The 15,558-nt window shown below is 73.6% G+C and carries 12 protein-coding genes and 2 pseudogenes; 5 read left to right on the top strand and 9 right to left on the bottom strand.

Annotated elements, in window-relative coordinates; genetic code table 11:
• Positions 1-29: 29 nt before the first annotated feature.
• The 5 genes and pseudogenes from EL245_RS13795 to EL245_RS12990 all read left to right on the top strand — a co-directional run bounded on the left by EL245_RS13795 (position 30) and on the right by EL245_RS12990 (position 4,783).
• Positions 30-221 (top strand): hypothetical protein, encoded by a 192-nt coding sequence (locus EL245_RS13795; protein ID WP_232009791.1) that lies wholly within the window; start codon positions 30-32, stop codon positions 219-221.
• A gap of 108 nt (positions 222-329) precedes the next feature.
• Positions 330-1,076: pseudogene (locus EL245_RS13965) on the top strand (glycosyltransferase); the annotation flags it as partial.
• A gap of 209 nt (positions 1,077-1,285) precedes the next feature.
• A complete protein-coding gene (locus tag EL245_RS13000; RefSeq protein ID WP_126383760.1) occupies positions 1,286-2,986 on the top strand; it encodes a glycosyltransferase in 1,701 nt (566 codons plus the stop codon).
• Entirely contained in the window at positions 2,983-3,876 is an 894-nt protein-coding gene (locus EL245_RS12995) for an ABC transporter permease (RefSeq protein WP_232009790.1), read from the top strand. Before EL245_RS13000 ends, EL245_RS12995 begins: the two co-directional genes overlap by 4 nt.
• Entirely contained in the window at positions 3,860-4,783 is a 924-nt protein-coding gene (locus EL245_RS12990; protein ID WP_126383758.1) for an ABC transporter ATP-binding protein, read from the top strand. Before EL245_RS12995 ends, EL245_RS12990 begins: the two co-directional genes overlap by 17 nt.
• A 99-nt stretch (positions 4,784-4,882) precedes the next feature.
• Here EL245_RS12990 and EL245_RS12985 read toward each other — a convergent pair whose 3' ends face one another.
• From EL245_RS12985 to EL245_RS12945, 9 genes and pseudogenes are all read right to left on the bottom strand, one after another.
• Positions 4,883-5,506, bottom strand: coding sequence for a hypothetical protein (locus EL245_RS12985; protein ID WP_126383756.1), 624 nt, complete (start codon positions 5,504-5,506; stop codon positions 4,883-4,885).
• Complete coding sequence (locus EL245_RS12980; RefSeq protein WP_161512703.1) at positions 5,503-6,972, bottom strand: glycosyltransferase family 2 protein; 1,470 nt, start codon at positions 6,970-6,972, stop codon at positions 5,503-5,505. The genes EL245_RS12985 and EL245_RS12980 overlap by 4 nt, the downstream gene beginning before the upstream one ends.
• Positions 6,870-7,592, bottom strand: a complete 723-nt coding sequence (locus tag EL245_RS12975; RefSeq protein ID WP_126383752.1) for a glycosyltransferase family 2 protein — start codon at positions 7,590-7,592, stop codon at positions 6,870-6,872. Before EL245_RS12975 ends, EL245_RS12980 begins: the two co-directional genes overlap by 103 nt.
• A complete protein-coding gene (locus EL245_RS12970; RefSeq protein ID WP_126383750.1) occupies positions 7,589-7,996 on the bottom strand; it encodes a hypothetical protein in 408 nt (135 codons plus the stop codon). Before EL245_RS12970 ends, EL245_RS12975 begins: the two co-directional genes overlap by 4 nt.
• A 63-nt stretch (positions 7,997-8,059) precedes the next feature.
• Positions 8,060-10,294, bottom strand: a complete 2,235-nt coding sequence (locus tag EL245_RS12965; RefSeq protein ID WP_161512704.1) for a glycosyltransferase — start codon at positions 10,292-10,294, stop codon at positions 8,060-8,062.
• On the bottom strand, positions 10,291-10,983 hold the full coding sequence (locus EL245_RS12960; RefSeq protein ID WP_126383746.1) for a hypothetical protein: 693 nt from the start codon (positions 10,981-10,983) through the stop codon (positions 10,291-10,293). Before EL245_RS12960 ends, EL245_RS12965 begins: the two co-directional genes overlap by 4 nt.
• A gap of 50 nt (positions 10,984-11,033) precedes the next feature.
• Positions 11,034-12,272 (bottom strand): annotated as a pseudogene (gene wecC / locus EL245_RS12955) (UDP-N-acetyl-D-mannosamine dehydrogenase).
• A 211-nt stretch (positions 12,273-12,483) separates the two neighbouring features.
• Positions 12,484-14,448 carry a glycosyltransferase family protein gene (locus EL245_RS12950; RefSeq protein WP_232009789.1) on the bottom strand — a complete coding sequence of 655 codons (1,965 nt, stop codon included), beginning with the start codon at positions 14,446-14,448 and terminating at the stop codon, positions 12,484-12,486.
• Positions 14,449-14,456: 8 nt separating this feature from the next.
• Positions 14,457-15,545, bottom strand: coding sequence for an LCP family protein (locus EL245_RS12945; protein ID WP_232009788.1), 1,089 nt, complete (start codon positions 15,543-15,545; stop codon positions 14,457-14,459).
• Positions 15,546-15,558 lie beyond the last annotated feature (13 nt).

Genomic DNA, 15,558 nt, shown 5'->3' with positions numbered 1-15,558 from the left:
CCCGGCCGCCCTGCCCGGAGGTAGACGGCGTGCGGATACTCCTGCTCACCGACCACTGGGCCCCGGAGATCGGGGCTCCGCAGCGGCGCTGGGCCTGGCTCGCGGCGGGCCTGGTCGAGCGGGGCCACGAGCTGGCGGTCCTCACCCCCTCCCGCCCCGACCCCGCCAGGCGCCCCCGACCCGAGCACGGCGCGGAGCACCTGGAGCCGGTCGCCACCTAGCCCGTCCTGCGCGAGGCCACCGGCGCCCTGGTCCACCGCACGCCCGTCGGCCCCGGCGGACGGGGCCTGGCCCGTCGCGCCGCGAGCCAGGCGGCCGCGGCGGCGTGCATGGCGGGCGTGGGAGCGCGCCGGTTCACCGCCTCGCACCGCCCCGAGGTCATCATCGGCTCGGTGCCCGGGCTGCCGGTCCTGCCTGCCGCCCTGGCCCTGGGTCGCGCCCTGGACCGGCCGGTGGTCGCCGAGATGCGCGACGCCTGGCCCGACATCGTGTCCTCGGCCCGCCACTGGGCGCCGACCGGCCGGCACCCGGCCGTGGGCAGCGCCCTCGAGACGGCTCTGGAGCACACGGTCGCGCCCGCGCTCACGGCCATGCAGGGCCGAGCCCAGGCCCTGGTCACGACGACCGACTCCTTCGCCGAGGTCCTGCGTGCGCGCGGCATGGGCCCGGTCGTCACGATCCGTAACACGGCCCGGCCCGAGGAGTGGAACCTTCCCCCCGTCCCGGCGCACCGGGAGGACGCCGCCCTCCACGTGCTCTACCTGGGGACGGTCGGCCGGGCCCAGGGGCTGGTCTGCGCCGTGCGCGCGGCGGCACGGGCGCGCGAGGCGGGGGTGCGCCTGCGGCTGCGCGTCGTGGGCTCAGGAGCCCAGGCGGAGCTCGTGCGCCGCGAGGCCCTGCGGCTGGAGGCACCCGTCGAGGTCCTCGGGTCGGTGGCCCACGAGCGCGTCGAGGCGCACTACGCGTGGGCCGACACCGTCCTGGTCAACCTCCAGGACTGGCCGTCGATGGAGCTGACCGTGCCCTCCAAGCTCTACGAGATCATGGCCGCCGGACGCCACGTGAGCGCAGCCGTGGCCGGGGAGACGCGCGCCGTCGTCGAGCAGTCGCGCTGCGGTCACGCCGTCGCCCCCCCAGGACCCCGACGCCCTGGCCCGCCTGTGGGCCGACCTGGCCGTCGACCGTGGGCGCCTGCGGGTAGCCGCCGCAGGCTCCTGGCTCCGACCCCACGCCGACCGGCACCAGCTGGTCGAGCGCTACGAGACGCTTCTCAAGGAGGTCGTGGGTGGCTGACCTCCAACCGCTGCTCAACGTCCTGCTCCTTGCCGACACCGCCGTCCAGCACCTGGGCGAGGACCCCCTCCTGCTCGGCGTGCAGTCGGCCCGCAGGCTGCCGCCCCCGGCACGCGCGCACCTGGCCCGAGCCGCTGACTCCACCGACGGGCTGCGCCACGCCCTGGCCGAGTTCCTCCGCGACCGCCCCGACCAGGCCCGCAGCGCCCTGGCCCGCTCCGGACCCGCCCGGGGGTGGAGGCGGCGCCTGGGAGCCGCCCTGGCCGTCCAGCTCGGCGACAGGGGACTCGTGGGCGGCCTGGAGGACCAGCCGCCCTCCCTGCGGGCCCTTGACCTGTGGTCCCGCGGGCACCTGGACCAGGCCGTGGACTGCCTGGCGGGCGTGGGCCCCGCACGCTCCCAGCGGGCCCGGTTGAGCGCCGAGCTGGCGATGATGAGCCCCGGCTTCCGCCTGCCCGACCTCAGCCCCTCCCCCGCCTGGCGCCGCGCCCCGCAGGACGGACCCACCCGGGTCCTGCACCTGCTCACCAATTCTGTGCCGTGGACCGCCTCGGGCTACGCGCTGCGCTCCCACCACCTCCTGCGCGCACAGCTCGCCGAGGGCCTTGAGGCCAGCGCGATCACCCGCATCGGATACCCCGTGACCATCGGCGCCCTGGGGGCGCGCAGCCACGAGGTCGTCGACTCCGTGCACTACCGGCGGCTCCTTCCCGCCAGGCTCGCCCCGACCCTGCCCGCGCGCCTGGTCGACACGGCCCGGCTCGTGTCCGCGCACGTCGAGCACGACGCCCCGCACGTGCTGCACACGACGACGAACTACCACAACGCCCTCGTGGCCCGCTCGGTGGCCCGCTCCTACGGGATCCCGTGGGTCTACGAGATGCGCGGCGCCCTAGAGATGACCTGGGTGGCCTCGCGTCGCGACCAGGACGAGGCCCTGGCCTCCCAGCGCTTCGCCGCGCTCCGGGCCAAGGAGACCGAGATGGCCCTGTCGGCCGACGCCGTCATCACCCTGTCACGCGTGCACCGCGACGAGCTCGTGGCACGGGGGGTGCCCGCCGAACGCATCCACGTCGTGCCCAACGCCGTGGAGGACCGCCTGCCCTCCAGCCGACCCGTCTCCCCCGGGCGGGCCCGGCGGGCCCTGGGGCTGCCCGACCAGGGATGGTGGGTCGGCTCGGTGTCCTCCATGGTCGCCTACGAGGGGCTCGACCTGCTCGTGCGGGCGGTGGCGCGCTGCCGCGCCGAGGGCCTGGACGTGCGCTGCCTGCTCGTGGGAGACGGCGTCTCCCGGCCGGGTCTGGAGGCCCTGGCCCGCGACCTGGGCCTGGGGCCCCAGGAGTGCGTCCTGCCCGGCAGGGTGCCTCATGAGCAGGCACACCGGTGGTACAGCGCCCTCGACGTCTTCTGCGTGCCCCGCCTGGACACCCCGGTGTGTCGGGTCGTCACCCCCCTCAAGCCGATGACGGCCATGGCCCTGGGGCGCCCGGTGCTCGTCTCGGACCTGCCCGCGCTGCGGGAGGTCGCCGACCGGGGTCCCTCGGCAGTCTTCGGTGCCGGCAGCCTCGACTCGCTCGTGGACGCCCTCGTGCGCGCCCACCGCGAGGGGATCCCCGGGACAGCAGGGGCGGACCTGCCGACCTGGGGCGGGGCCGCCAGGAGCACCGCCGGGCTCTACGAGGTCCTGCGGTGAGCGCGCGCAGCGAGCCCGGGCCCTGGACCTGGCCGGTCACCATGGGCTGGGAGGACGTGTGCACAGGGCTCAGCCCGGTGGGGACGCGCGGGGACCTCGTGGGCTACACCCGGCGCCTGTGGGCCTGGCGGCACTTCATCTGGGAGGACGCCAGGGCCAGGGCGCTGGCCAGCCAGCGCGGCACGGTCCTGGGCAACACCTGGCTCGTGGTCCGCCCGATGCTCGACGCCTCGGTGTTCTTCGTCGTCTTCGGGCTGCTGCTGGACACGAGCAGCGGCATCGACAACTACGTCGCCTACCTCATCATCGGCGTCACGCTCTTCCAGCCCATGCAGCGGGCGGTGACGGCGGGATCCCAGGTCATGGTCTCGGGACGCAACCTCCTGCGCAGCTTCAGCTTCCCGCGGGCCGCCCTGCCCCTGTCCTTCACGGTGCGCGGGGCCATCGACCTGCTCCCGCCCCTGGCGGCCGTGGCCGTGCTCATCATCCTCCTGCCGCCCCACGCTGCCCCGGGGTGGACCTGGCTGCTCACCGTGCCTGTCTTCGTCCTCCAGCAGGCGCTGTGCCTGGGCCTGACGCTCGTGGCGGCCTGCCTGACCACCGCCCTGCCGGACCTGAGGAACCTGTGGGGCTTCGCCACGAGGTTCTGGTACTTCGCCTCGGGGGTGTTCTTCTCCTTCGAGACCATCCTGGGCTCCAGCCAGGCGCTGGCCCTGGTCGAGCTCAACCCGGGCTACCTCGTGCTGCGGCTCTACCGGACCTGCCTGCTCGACGGTCAGGTGCCCTCCCTGCGCCTGTGGGCGCTGCTGGCCGTGTGGTCCCTGGGCCTGAGCGCGGTCGGCTACGTCCTGTTCTGGTGGAGGGAGGAGTCATATGGCCGGGAGCGCTGAGCCCGCCGCCCCGCCCCTGCCCCGGGGCGCCGAGCCGCAGGAGCCGGTGACGGTCCTCGTCGAGGACCTGGAGGTGCGCTACCGTCCGCCCTCGACCGACGCCGAGGCGCTCGGGGCGATGGGTCCGGCGCGCCGGGCCGCCTACCGCGCCCTGGGACGCTGGCCGAGGGTGGAGGTCCGCGCCCTGGACGGGGTGAGCCTGCGTGCCCACGCCGGGGAGTCGATCGGCGTCCTGGGTGCCAACGGGTCGGGAAAGTCGACGCTGCTGCGCTCGGTGGCCGGGCTCGAGCCGCCCACCTCGGGCACCGTGCTGGCCCGCTCCCAGCCGGTGCTCCTGGGGGTCAACGCCGCGCTCGTGCCCGCGCTGTCGGGTGAGCGCAACGTGATCCTGGGCTGCCTGGCCATGGGGATGACCCGCTCACAGGCCCGGGACGCCCTCGAGGGGGTCGTCGAGCTGTCCGGGATCGGGCAGGCCATCCACCGTCCGATGCGGACCTACTCCTCGGGCATGGCCTCGCGGCTGCGCTTCGCGATCTCGGCCGCCGCCAGGCCCGACATCCTTCTCATCGACGAGGCCCTGGGCACGGGCGACGCGGCCTTCAAGGAGCGCAGCGAGGCCGTCATCGCCCAGATGCTCGCCGCCGCCGGGACGGTGTTCCTCGTGTCCCACGCGGCCCAGACGGTCGAGGAGACCTGCACCCGGGCGATCTGGCTCATGCGGGGCCGGGTCGTCGCCGACGGGCCCGCCCCCGAGGTGGCCGCCGACTACCGGCGCTGGTCGTGGGCGGTGTCCCAGGACCAGCCCGAGCGCGCCGAGTCGGTGCTCACCGAGGCGCGGCTGCGGTGGCGGCCGGACCGGGAGGCGCGGGCACCTGAGACGGCCCGCAGCCCCAAGGAGGCGGGCTGAGCAGCACCGGATGCTGCCCGGCCCTCCAATCGGCCCTCGACTCGGCCCTCGGCGGGTCTTCGCCTCGGCCCTCCACTCAGCCCTCGACTCAGCCTCCGCTCAGCCCTCGGCCGGCCCGTCGACGACCTCCAGGCCCAGCCGCGCGGGCTGCAGGAGGGCGGCCAACGCCCCGAGCTGGTCCTCACCCGCCTGGGACGCCGAGACGGCGATCGAGTCCACGGCCATGTCCTCAGCCACGAGCACGGCAACCGCCAGGTGCGCGCGCACCCCGGCCGGGTCACCGGCGAGCATGTGGGAGTTGGCGCCCACCAGGAGGCTCCGCTGGGAGCGCAGGCACCCGTTCCAGCGGTCCGAGGGCAGGACCGCGATGACGGCCTCATCCCCCGCCCGGTGGGGCAGGGCCGTGCTCAGGCGCGCTGAGGTCACTCCCTCGGGCAGCCCCTTGGGGTGGTACTCGACAGGACCGACGTCCTCGACAAGACCCCAGGAGTCGGTGCGGATGGCGGCGGCCAGGGCCGGACTGACCCACCCGGGCACCTCAAGGCGCCCGGAGGCGAAGCGCCCGAAGGCCAGGTAGGCCGCCAGGGCCAGGCGGTCGGGGTGGCGGGCGACCGGCTCGTAGTCGATGAGCAGGGACCTCACCGGCGGATAGGCGTCGTAGTCCTCCACGTGCGCCCTCAGCTCGGCCTCGTGGGCGGGGGTGGTCGAGTAGGTGATCCTCATGCCGGTACCTCCTGGTCGGGTCCCGTGGGGTCCTGAGCCGGGTCGCCGACCACGAACCAGGCTCCCTGCGCCCCGGGGAGCGCGAGGACGTCGATCGGCTCCATGACGAGCCACAGGCACCACCGCTCCTCGCGGTCCTCCACGCGACGGCACAGCTCGTGGACCTCGACGGCCGGGTCCTGCGGGGACGGCTCGCCCCGCCCGCCGGGCAGCACGACGACGCACCGCCACCGGCGCCGCCCGATCGGGCCGCAGGACAGCACCTCGGCCAGCCACCCGAGGTCGTGTCGGCCCGCGGTCACCTGGGCTGGGTCGTCGCAGGCCTCGACCACGGCCGCCTCCCACCCCAGTCCCGCGCGGCGCAGCACGCCCATGTCCTCGTAGGTGGCACCGGACACGAGGAGGTGACGGCTGACGAGCCTGCCGTCGACCATGAGGCTGCGCAGCGAGCCACGCCCCTCCAGGCGGGCACGCAGGAGCTCGAGCTCGCGGGCCTCCACGCCCGAGCAGTCGACGTCGAGCTCCCGGCGCACGAGCCCGTCGGGCAGGTAGGGGCGGATGCTGTCGACCAGGGCGGAGGTGTCCTCGACATGAGGGAAGGCCCCCTCCCGCCGCAGGGACTCCTCGTAGGCCTCCATGGTCCGGGGGTCGACGCGGAAGTCGAGGAAGCCCAGGGACCTGCGTGAGGCGGCCGAGGGGCCCGAGGTCTGGCAGCGGGAGACCTGCTGGGGGTGCAGGCGCCTGAGGGTGAGGGCCTTGCCGGTGTGGACGAGGTGGGCGCCGGTGCGCAGGAGCCTGAGCATGAAGTCGTTGTCGACGCCTGTCGCCAGGGTCTCGTCGTACCGGACGGCCCGCATGACGTCGGTGCGGATCATCCACGTGCCGTGCCCGGGAGCGCCACCGATGCCTGAGGTCGCCTCGCGGACCGGTCTGCGCCCCAGGCACAGGCTCGTCGTGCCGGTCGTGTCGTCGAAGTTGACGAAGGCCCCGACCGTGCCGACCGCGTCCCCCTCCAGGGCGGCGAGCTGCCACTCCAGGCGCCGGGGGTGCATGAGGTCGTCGTCGTCCAGGACCGCCGTGTACCGGCCCCGGCTGATGTCCAGGGCGTGGTTGCGGGCGGCCGAGATCCCGGCCGGATCCTGGCGGGCGTAGCGCAGGCGGGGGTCGGCGAAGGACTCGACGACGTCGCGGATGGAGTCCTGGGAGCCGTCGTCGACGACGACGACCTCGAAGTCCTCGACGGTCTGGAGGAGAACGGAGGCCAGCGTCTCGCGCAGGAGCCCGGCGCGGTCGCGGGTGGCGATGGCCACGGTCACCAGCGGGCCGCGGTCGGGCAGCGGGTGCCTCCATCCCACGACGTTCCTCACCCAGGAGGGGTCCTGCGTGAGGATCCTGCGGTTGGCCTCGACCGCCTCCCGGCCCCCGGGGGCGCAGTCCGCCGCGGTCTTGGACGAGGGGTGCCACATGTGGTACATCCGCGCCTCGGGGTGGTCGACCCACACGGTCCGGTAGCCGGCCCGTCGGGCGCGCAGCGCGAGGTCGAGATCCTCTCCCCGTAGGTGTGGAAGCGCTCGTCGAAGCCGCGCAGGGCCTCGAAGCCTGCACGGGGGATGGCCATCATGCCCCCCATGCCCCAGCGGGGGCGCAGACGGGCCGCCCGCTCCAGGTCGGCCCAGTCGGGCCGGTGGAGGCGCAGCCACTGGTCGTCCATGCCCACAGGCAGGTCCCGGCACTGCATGAACAGGGCCGCACCGGCGTGCCTGCGGGCGGTGCGCACGACGCGCGGGAAGGTTCCGGGGGCGAATAGCATGTCGGCGTCGGTCGACACGAGCAGGTCGCCGTCGCTCAGGGCGAAGCCGGCGTTGAGGGCACGCGAGCGCGACCAGGGACCCTGGACCGGGGTGTACACGTGAGCCACGCCCAGTCCGGCGGCCACCGCCCTGGCGGGCTCGGGGTCGCGGGAGCCGTAGTCGGAGACGATGAGCTGACCGTCCAGACCCGCCAGCGACTCCAGGACGCTCCTGGCCGCCAGCTCGAGGCGCCCCGCGCCCCAGTCGCGGAACCCGATGACCACCGAGACCCTCATGGCAGGACGACCTCCTCGACCTCCTGGACGAGCAGCGACGTGCTCACCCCGGGCTGCCCCATCCGCACGGTGCCGGCCAGGCGCAGGGGCTCGAAGACCTCCTCGACCGGGTACTGGGCGAGCCAGGGCCGGATCCGCGCCTCGAGCTCGTCGACGCCCTCGGGCAGGCGCAGGGCGGGCATGGTGTGGACGGCGCCCCGGGGCAGCTCGGGGACGTAGCGGTAGAAGGCGACCACCGACAGGGACCAGGTGTAGCCCTCGATGCCCGGGACCGACCTCAGCTCCTGGGGCTCCAGGCCCGGGACGCTCACCGTGACGAGGTAGGCCTTGTCCTCCACGTCGCGCCGGGTGCGCAGCTGCGGGGCGAGCGTCAGCGAGGCGCCCAGGGCGGGAAGGCGGAACATGCGGTTCACTCCTTGCGGTGGTCAGTGGCGGCGCCCAGCGCGTCCGCCTGCGGGGTCGGGCACCTACCCGAGGTCGTCGACGATCCTCTCGAGCGTGCGGCGGATGTCGACGACGTCACCCACTCGCGCCCTGTAGTCCAGGTCCATGGCCGACAGGGCCGAGCCCTCGTCGAGCAGTCCCCAGATCGCCCTGCCCGAACCGAGGTAGTCGGAGTACTTCGAGGGCAGGAACGGGTTGATGCTCATCGACGGGTCGCGCACCACGTCGTTGACGAGCAGCACGTCGAAGCGGGTGCAGGCGTTGAGGAAGGCCAGGTAGGGCAGGTAGGGCGCGGCGTGGACCTGGGGGGCCATGCCCATGACCGCGACCTGCTCGCGCACCTGGTCGGGCTGGTTGGTGAAGACGTGGAGCCTGACCCGTCGTCTGCGGGTCTCGTCGAGGCCGGCCAGGGCCACGAGGACCTCTCCGATGCCACGTGAGGGGTAGAAGGAGCCGAAGTAGGCGATGTTGACGCAGCCCTGGGGCAGCACGAGGTCGGCGTCAACCGCCTCGTAGGCCGTGGCGGGGGGCACGGGGTGGTGGCGGACGGTCGCCTTGCCGCGTACGAGCCTGCGCAGGCGGGGGTCGTCGTAGTCCGCGAGCATGTACTCCATCTGGTTGGCGTTGGTGAAGATGAGCTCGTCGGCCAGGACGAAGGTCGCCAGCTCGACCAGGTCGAAGCAGCTGGTCACCAGCTCGTGGTCGAAGCCCCGTGCGCGCACGCCCGCCAGGAGCCTGCGGGAGACGTCGTCGTCCTCGAAGGGCCCGACACGGGGCACGCCCTGGGCGTCCCTGCGCATGGGGTCGGAGAACTCGGCCGACCACCGCACCGTCCAGTGACGGAGCTTGTAGAGCGCCGCGGCGACGTGGGAGCCCACCCACAGGGCCCGGGAGTACATGCGCTCGTAGTGCTTGACCGCAGCCCGCTCCTCGGCGGCGGCCAGCGCCTGGGTGGCGTAGGCGCCGATGTCGCCCCACCCGGCGAAGGAGGGACGGGTCTCGATGACGACGAGCTCGTCGAGCCACCGCTCGACGACGGCGCGCACGTCGGGATCCCGTCGACGCACCCCGTCCATCGTGGCGGTGATGACGTCGGTGACGCGCCCGCGCTCGACCAGCGCCTTGGCCGCCACGACCGCCGAGCTGTCGGAGTAGGGGGCGAAGCAGTACAGGAAGGCCAGGTCACGTGCCAGCCCCTTGTTGAGGAGGTGGAGCGGCGCCCTGGTCAGGCCCTGGTCGGCGGCGATCTCCATGGCCTCCTCCCGGAGCTCGGGACGGTCCTGGAGGTAGCGGGCGGTGAAGGCCATCTGGGCCTCGACGAGCCGGCGCCGGGCCCGGTCGGCGGCCGCGTCGTCCTCGAGCTCGATGTCCATGAGCCGGCGGACGCACTCCAGGCGCTGGCGCACGGCGAAGTCGAAGGTGTCGGAGCCCCGGGACACGGAGTGCTCGGACAGGTGGCGCAGGTAGGCGGACTCCTCCGCGGCGGCGGGAACGGTCAGCGTCAGTCCCGGGACGGTGAGCAGGTGGGCGAAGTAGACGACGTCCTCCCCGCTGCTCAGGGCCGGGTCGTAGGTGAAGCGGCGGGCCACACTGGTCTCGACGAGCTTGCACGCGTTGAATCCCAGCGCCCACGGAGCCTCGTGGACGGGCAGCCGGCGCCCGGCCAGTCGAGAGATCCTCAGGTTGAGGTGGTTGCGCTCCTCGCGCCGGCCCGCTGGGGAGACGTCGACGATAGGCAGCAGGACCACGGTTCCCTCCCCCGCGTGGTCGAGGGCCGTGGCCAGGAAACGCGGCTCGAGCTCGTCGTCGTCATCGAGCATCGTGACGAACCGCCGCCGCGCCATGGCCAGGCCGATGTTGCGCGCCCCGCCGGCGCTGGCCTCACCGGTCGCGACGGCGCGCACCGTCAGCTCGGGGTAGAGCCCGGCGAGCCTGTCGAGCAGCTCCATCGAGCCGTCGTCGGGGCCGTTGCACACGACGACGACCTCGAAGAGGGCGGCGGGCAGCGTCTGACGCGACAGGGACCTCATCATCGTGGCCAGCCTGTCGGCCCCCCGGCAGGTGGCCACGACGACCGACACCCCGGGGACCGCCTCCTGGCGCGGGCCGGCTCGGTGGTCGTGGGCGACGGGATGGGGCCCGCTCCTGCGCTGAGCGAGCTCCTCGAGCTCGGCTGACAGGAAGGCCTCGTCGAGCAGGAGGCGCCGGGGGTAGTCCGGGTCCCTCGTCCCGGTCGTCGTCTTGGTCGTCGCGGTCATCGTCTCGCCCTCCTCCATCGCCAGTAGCGCAGGGTCAGTGATCCCAGTCGGGAGCCCGCCAGCGCGGCGTAGCGTCGCTCCAGGGCGTCGTGGTCGTTGCGCAGCCTCACGAGCACCGCCCGGTCCGTGGCGTCGAGGGCCGGGGCGGGATCGGGCCGGCGGCCCAGGCCGGGGTGCTGGGCGATGAACTCCACGAGGGAGTGCAGACGCTCCAGGTCGGCGGGTCGCGGGCCGCAGGACGGCTCCGCGCCGTGTCCCGGGGCCCGGTGCGAGCCGAGGCCGATGGTCAGGCCCTGGAGGAAGTCCGTGGCGGGAGGGTCCTCGTCCCGGGGGGCGGTCATCCCCACCACGAGGTGCCCGCAGGACCACCCGAACCGGTCGAGCGCCACGCAGGGGTCGAGCTCGATGAGCTGGCTCAGGAGGTTCTCCCAGTCCTCGGACATGACCAGGTCGACGCCGCGGCCGGGAACGGCCCGCATCCAGCGCAGGACCTCGAGGACCGACTCGGCGCGGTCGTGGAGGACCGCGGCGCGCAGACAGTGCGCGGGCAGGTCGTCAAGGTCGGCCACGATCGTGCAGCCCGTGCCGATGAAGGACAGGTCAGGCACCTGCTGCCCGTGGCGGGGCACGAGGACCGCCTGGTCGCTGATCGCCCAGTCCCCCGGCGCCTCGAGCCCCCGCAGGCGCATCCCCCGGTCCTCCCTGCTCGCGGGGCCTGCCGGCCCCCGGGCCTGCGGGCTCACCACACGCCCCTGGTGTCGATGACGGTCCTGCCCTCGAGGCGGCGGGGGTCGACCTCCCGCACCTGGCGGTGGTCGACGAGCACGACGAGGACGTCGGCCCGCTCCAGGGCCTCGTCGAGGCCGGTGAGCCTGACCGTGGGCAGGGACGACAGGCTCGGGGGCAGGGTCTGGCGGTTCGGCTCGACGGCGAGCACCGTCGCCTGCGGCAGCCGCCTCGCCAGGCCCGCGACGACCTCGATGGCCGGCGACTGGCGCAGGTCGTCGACATCGGCCTTGAAGGCCAGGCCCAGGGCGGCGACGACGGGGGCGTCGAGCCCCTCGACCGCCTCGACCACCTGCTCGATCACCTGGGCAGGCCTGGCGTCATTGACCTCCCGGGCGGTGCTCATGAGACGGGCCTGCTCGGGGACGGCGGAGATGAGGAACCACGGGTCGACGGCGATGCAGTGACCGCCCACCCCGGGTCCGGGGCGCAGGATGTTGACGCGGGGGTGACGGTTGGCCAGGTCGATGAGCTCCCACACGTCGACCCCGAGCCGGTCGCACACGGTGGCGAGCTCGTTGGCGAAGGCGATGTTGACGTCCCGGAAGGAGTTCTCCGCGAGCTTGGCCATCTCGGCGGTCGTCGCGTCAGTCAGGAGCAGCTCGCCGCGGCAGAAGGTGGAGTAGACCTCGGCGGCCATCTGCGTGGCCCGCGTCGTCAGCCCCCCGATGACCCGGTCGTTGGAGACCATCTCATCCATGATCCGCCCCGGCAGGACCCGCTCGGGGCAGTGGGCGACGTGGATGACCGGGCGTCCGCCTGCGCCGTCGAGCGACAGGTCGGGGCGCTCACCCAGGAGGTCCTGGGCCATGCGCGCGGTCGTCCCCGGTGGGCAGGTCGACTCCAGGACGATGAGCTCTCCCCCGGTCAGCCGCGGGGCGATGGCGCGGCAGGCCTCCTCGACGAAGGACAGGTCGGCGTGGTGCTCAGGACCGGTCACCGGGGTGGGCACGGCGATGACGTAGACCTCCGCCCACGGGGTAGTTCCCTGGGCCCGCAGCCGGCCCTGGGCGACGACGTCGGCCAGGGCCTGACCCAGCCCCTCCTCGACGAAGGGCGCCTGCCCGCGGTTGACCGACTCGACGGCGGGCTAGGACACGTCGACGCCGATGACCTCGGCGCCTGCGCGTGCCAGGACGATGGCGGTGGGCAGGCCGATGTAGCCCAGTCCGACGACGGCGATGCGGGTCATGGTCCTCCGGACTCTCAAGGGAGGCCCGCTCGGCAGGCGCCCAGCGCCTCCTGCGGACCTGTCATGTGGGAACACCGCGCTCGTGCGGGCCGGGGAGGCCCGCGCCGCTCACGGCTACGGGCCGCACGGTACCGGCGCCGACGCACCACTCACCGTCACCGGGTGCCGCGCCGCGCGAAGGATGCGCAACTGTGTCCTGGCGTCCCGGGGGTCACCGCGCCGTCGGGACCCGCTCAGACGGGTCGGGGTGCGGGGCTGGCTCGGGCATCTCGGTCCCGTCCGGAGGCCCCCAGTGGCTGACGACCGCCGAGGCGAGGATCTCCGCGGCCTCGACGTCCCAGGTGTGATCCCCCGCAGCGCCCCTGCGCTGGACGAACCCGTAGCGTGAGGCCGAGTAGATCCTCCCGCCGGCCTGAGCCACCCGGCGCAGCACCCCGGTGTCCTCACCCCGCGCCACGGCGGGGAAGCGGACGGCGCGGGCCAGGTCGGTGCGCATGACGATAGTGGGCCCCGAGACGAAGGAGGTGTACCGGTGCTCCCAGCGCGAGAAGCGCAGGACGGTCAGGTCGTGGTCCTCGAGGTAGACGAAGTGGGCGTGCTTGCCCACCAGGTCGGCGCGTGAGTAGTCGGCCGCGGCCAGGGACTCGAAGAGGTAGTGGTCCGCGTAGAGGTCGTCGTCGTCCATCTTGGCGACGAAGTCCGCCTCGACCCGCTCCAGCATGAGGTTGTAGTTCGCGCCGAGGCTCGAGCCGGCCGGGGCGTGGAGCCAGTCGACCTCCAGCCCGAGATCACGGGCCCGGGCGAGCTGATGGGGGTCGGGCTCGAACCCGTGGGTGAGGATGACCGGCCTCATCTCGACCAGCCGCTGGGAGGCCAGGGTCTCCAGGAGCGCGCCCAGCCTGTGGGGGCGGTTCGTCGACACGATCGGGGCGACGGTCGGTGGGCGTTGGAGCCGGTCGGACATGCCCAGGGCCTCGAGCACGGTCCCGACGCGGTGGCTGTAGGTGTGGCGGGCCCAGATGTCGCGCTGGGCGAGGTAGGCCATGCGGTCCCGCAGGTCCGGGTTGGCGCTCAGCGCGCGGATGAGGAGCCCGGCCTGCTCGCGGTCCTGCGCCACGGCCAGCGCGTGCGGCCCCAGGATCCGTCCGGTGGCCGCGGAGGCGGCGGTGAGCACCGGGGTGTTGCAGGCCGTGATCTCGATGACGCGACGGGCGATCATCGAGGGGCTGTCGACCACGGAGTTGACGTTGAGGAACAGGGTGTAGAGCCGGTAGGCGGTGAGCATCTGGTCATAGGACAGCGAGCCGCGCACCCGGGCGTCGTAGGGGGGCGGGAACTGGTAGTCCCTGCCCTGGCCCAGGAAGCGCGAGAAGATGTCCAGGCCCTGTGGGCAGTGGGGCTCGACGTCGAGCGCCGCTCCCAGGAGGAGGTCCATCTGCTCACGGCGCTCGGGGTACTTGTGAGCGAAGTAGGTGCCGGCGAAGGCGGTCCCCCGGCGCTCGACGGGCTCGCCGTCCTCGTCCAGGACCCGCACGGGGTTGTGGATGAGGGGCTGGGCGGCGAAGGGCAGGACGCCGACCCTGTCGTGCCCGAGCTCGGTGCGGTAGCGCTCGACCAGGGCCTCGTCGGTGGTGAACACCCAGTCGAAGAGCCGGGCGGTGCCGATGGCCTCCTCGAAGTGCGCCGGGTCCTCCTTGTTCCAGAAGACGGTGGGCACCCCTCGGGCGCGCAGGCCGGCCACGAGCTCCCGCAGCCGGGGGGAGGGCGCTCCCGCACCGAGCACGGCGTAGCGCCAGGCGTCGTCGTTACCGTGCCAGGCGGACTCGACGAAGAGCAGGTCGATGGGCTCGTCGTCGACCTGCTCCCGCCACCGCACGGGGCTCAGAGGCACCGAGCGCCACTCATAGGCCAGGGACCGGGCCGTGAACTCGTCAGCGATGACCCCCACGGTCACGTCGTGCCGGGCGCCGACCTGACGCGGGTCGGGCACCGGCCACGGGGCGATACCCGCGGGCCCGCCTCCGGCGTGGACGATCCGGCCCGCGGGGGCGATGGCGCGGCGCCTGCGGTTGAACTCGACCACGGCCGCCGGCCCCCCGTGGCGCAGGTGCCACAGGGCCCGCCGTGCCAGGTCCACCCGGCGCCGCAGGTCCCGTCCCGCTCCCCCGCCCGTCACGGCCCGCCTCAGTCGACCGTGGCGGGCAGCAGCTCGACCGCTCCCGGGTTGACCTCGAGGTAGTCCTCGACGGTGTCGGAGGCGAAGGCCTCGAACAGGGGCGCGTCGGCGGCGGTGTCGAGCACGACGATGGACTGCCCGTCCGGGGACGTCCCCGTCCCGGAGACCGGGACGGTCATGAACGCGATGTCCCCGACGCGCAGGTCCCGGCAGGACAGGGCGAGGGACTGCATCGTGTCGATGGTCAGGCCCTCGTCCACGGCCAGCGTCGAGGTGACCGTCTCGAGGAAGGAGTAGAGCCGGACGGGGTTCGAGACGGTGTCCGCGGACAGGGCCCCCGAGACGATGGCACGCATCCAGGCCTGCTGACGTCTGACCCGGTCCAGGTCCCCGCCCGGCAGCGAGGCGCGCTCGCGGGTGTAGGCCAGGGCCTGCTCGCCGTTGAGCAGCTGGGCGCCGGCGGCAAAGGTCGTGCCCGCCAGCACCTGCTCGGAGGCGAGGTTGATCGTGACCCCGCCGATCTCGTCGGTCAGGCGGGTCAGGGCGGCGAAGTCGGCGATGACGACGTGGTCGATGCGCACCCCGGTCAGCTGCTCGACGGTGGCGACCATGAGGCTCGGCCCGCCCAGGGAGTAGGCAGCGTTGATCTTGTTCTGCCCCTGCCCGGGAACCTCCACCCAGGAGTCGCGGGGGATGGACATCACCGACATGCTCTGCCTGTCCCCGGAGATCTGGACGATCATGATCGCGTCGGCTCGCTGGGCGCCGACGTGCCACTGGGAGGGGTCTGCCGCCACGGCGCGCGAGTCCGAGCCGAGCAGGAGGATGTTGGTGGCCGGGGAGCTGCCCTCGGCCACGACCTGCTCGGGGGCGCGGCTGGTCAGGGAGGAGAAGGGGTCGGCAAAGGTCTCGATGTTGCCTGCCAGCGAGGTGCGCACCCACAGGGCGAGCCCGGCGGCCGCCAGGGTCAGGACGAGCACCACGCTCAGGGAGGCCAGGAGCGCGATCCTCCAGGCCCTGCGCGCAGGACGCCGCCGCGGCACCTGGGCGGTGTCCTTCGGCTCGGGCTGCGGGGCGGAGTCGACGTCCTGGCTCATGCCCCCCATGCAA

It is taken from the genome of Actinomyces howellii, from assembly GCF_900637165.1.
Classification (GTDB): domain Bacteria; phylum Actinomycetota; class Actinomycetes; order Actinomycetales; family Actinomycetaceae; genus Actinomyces; species Actinomyces howellii.
This window is presented reverse-complemented; position numbering and strand designations above follow the sequence as displayed.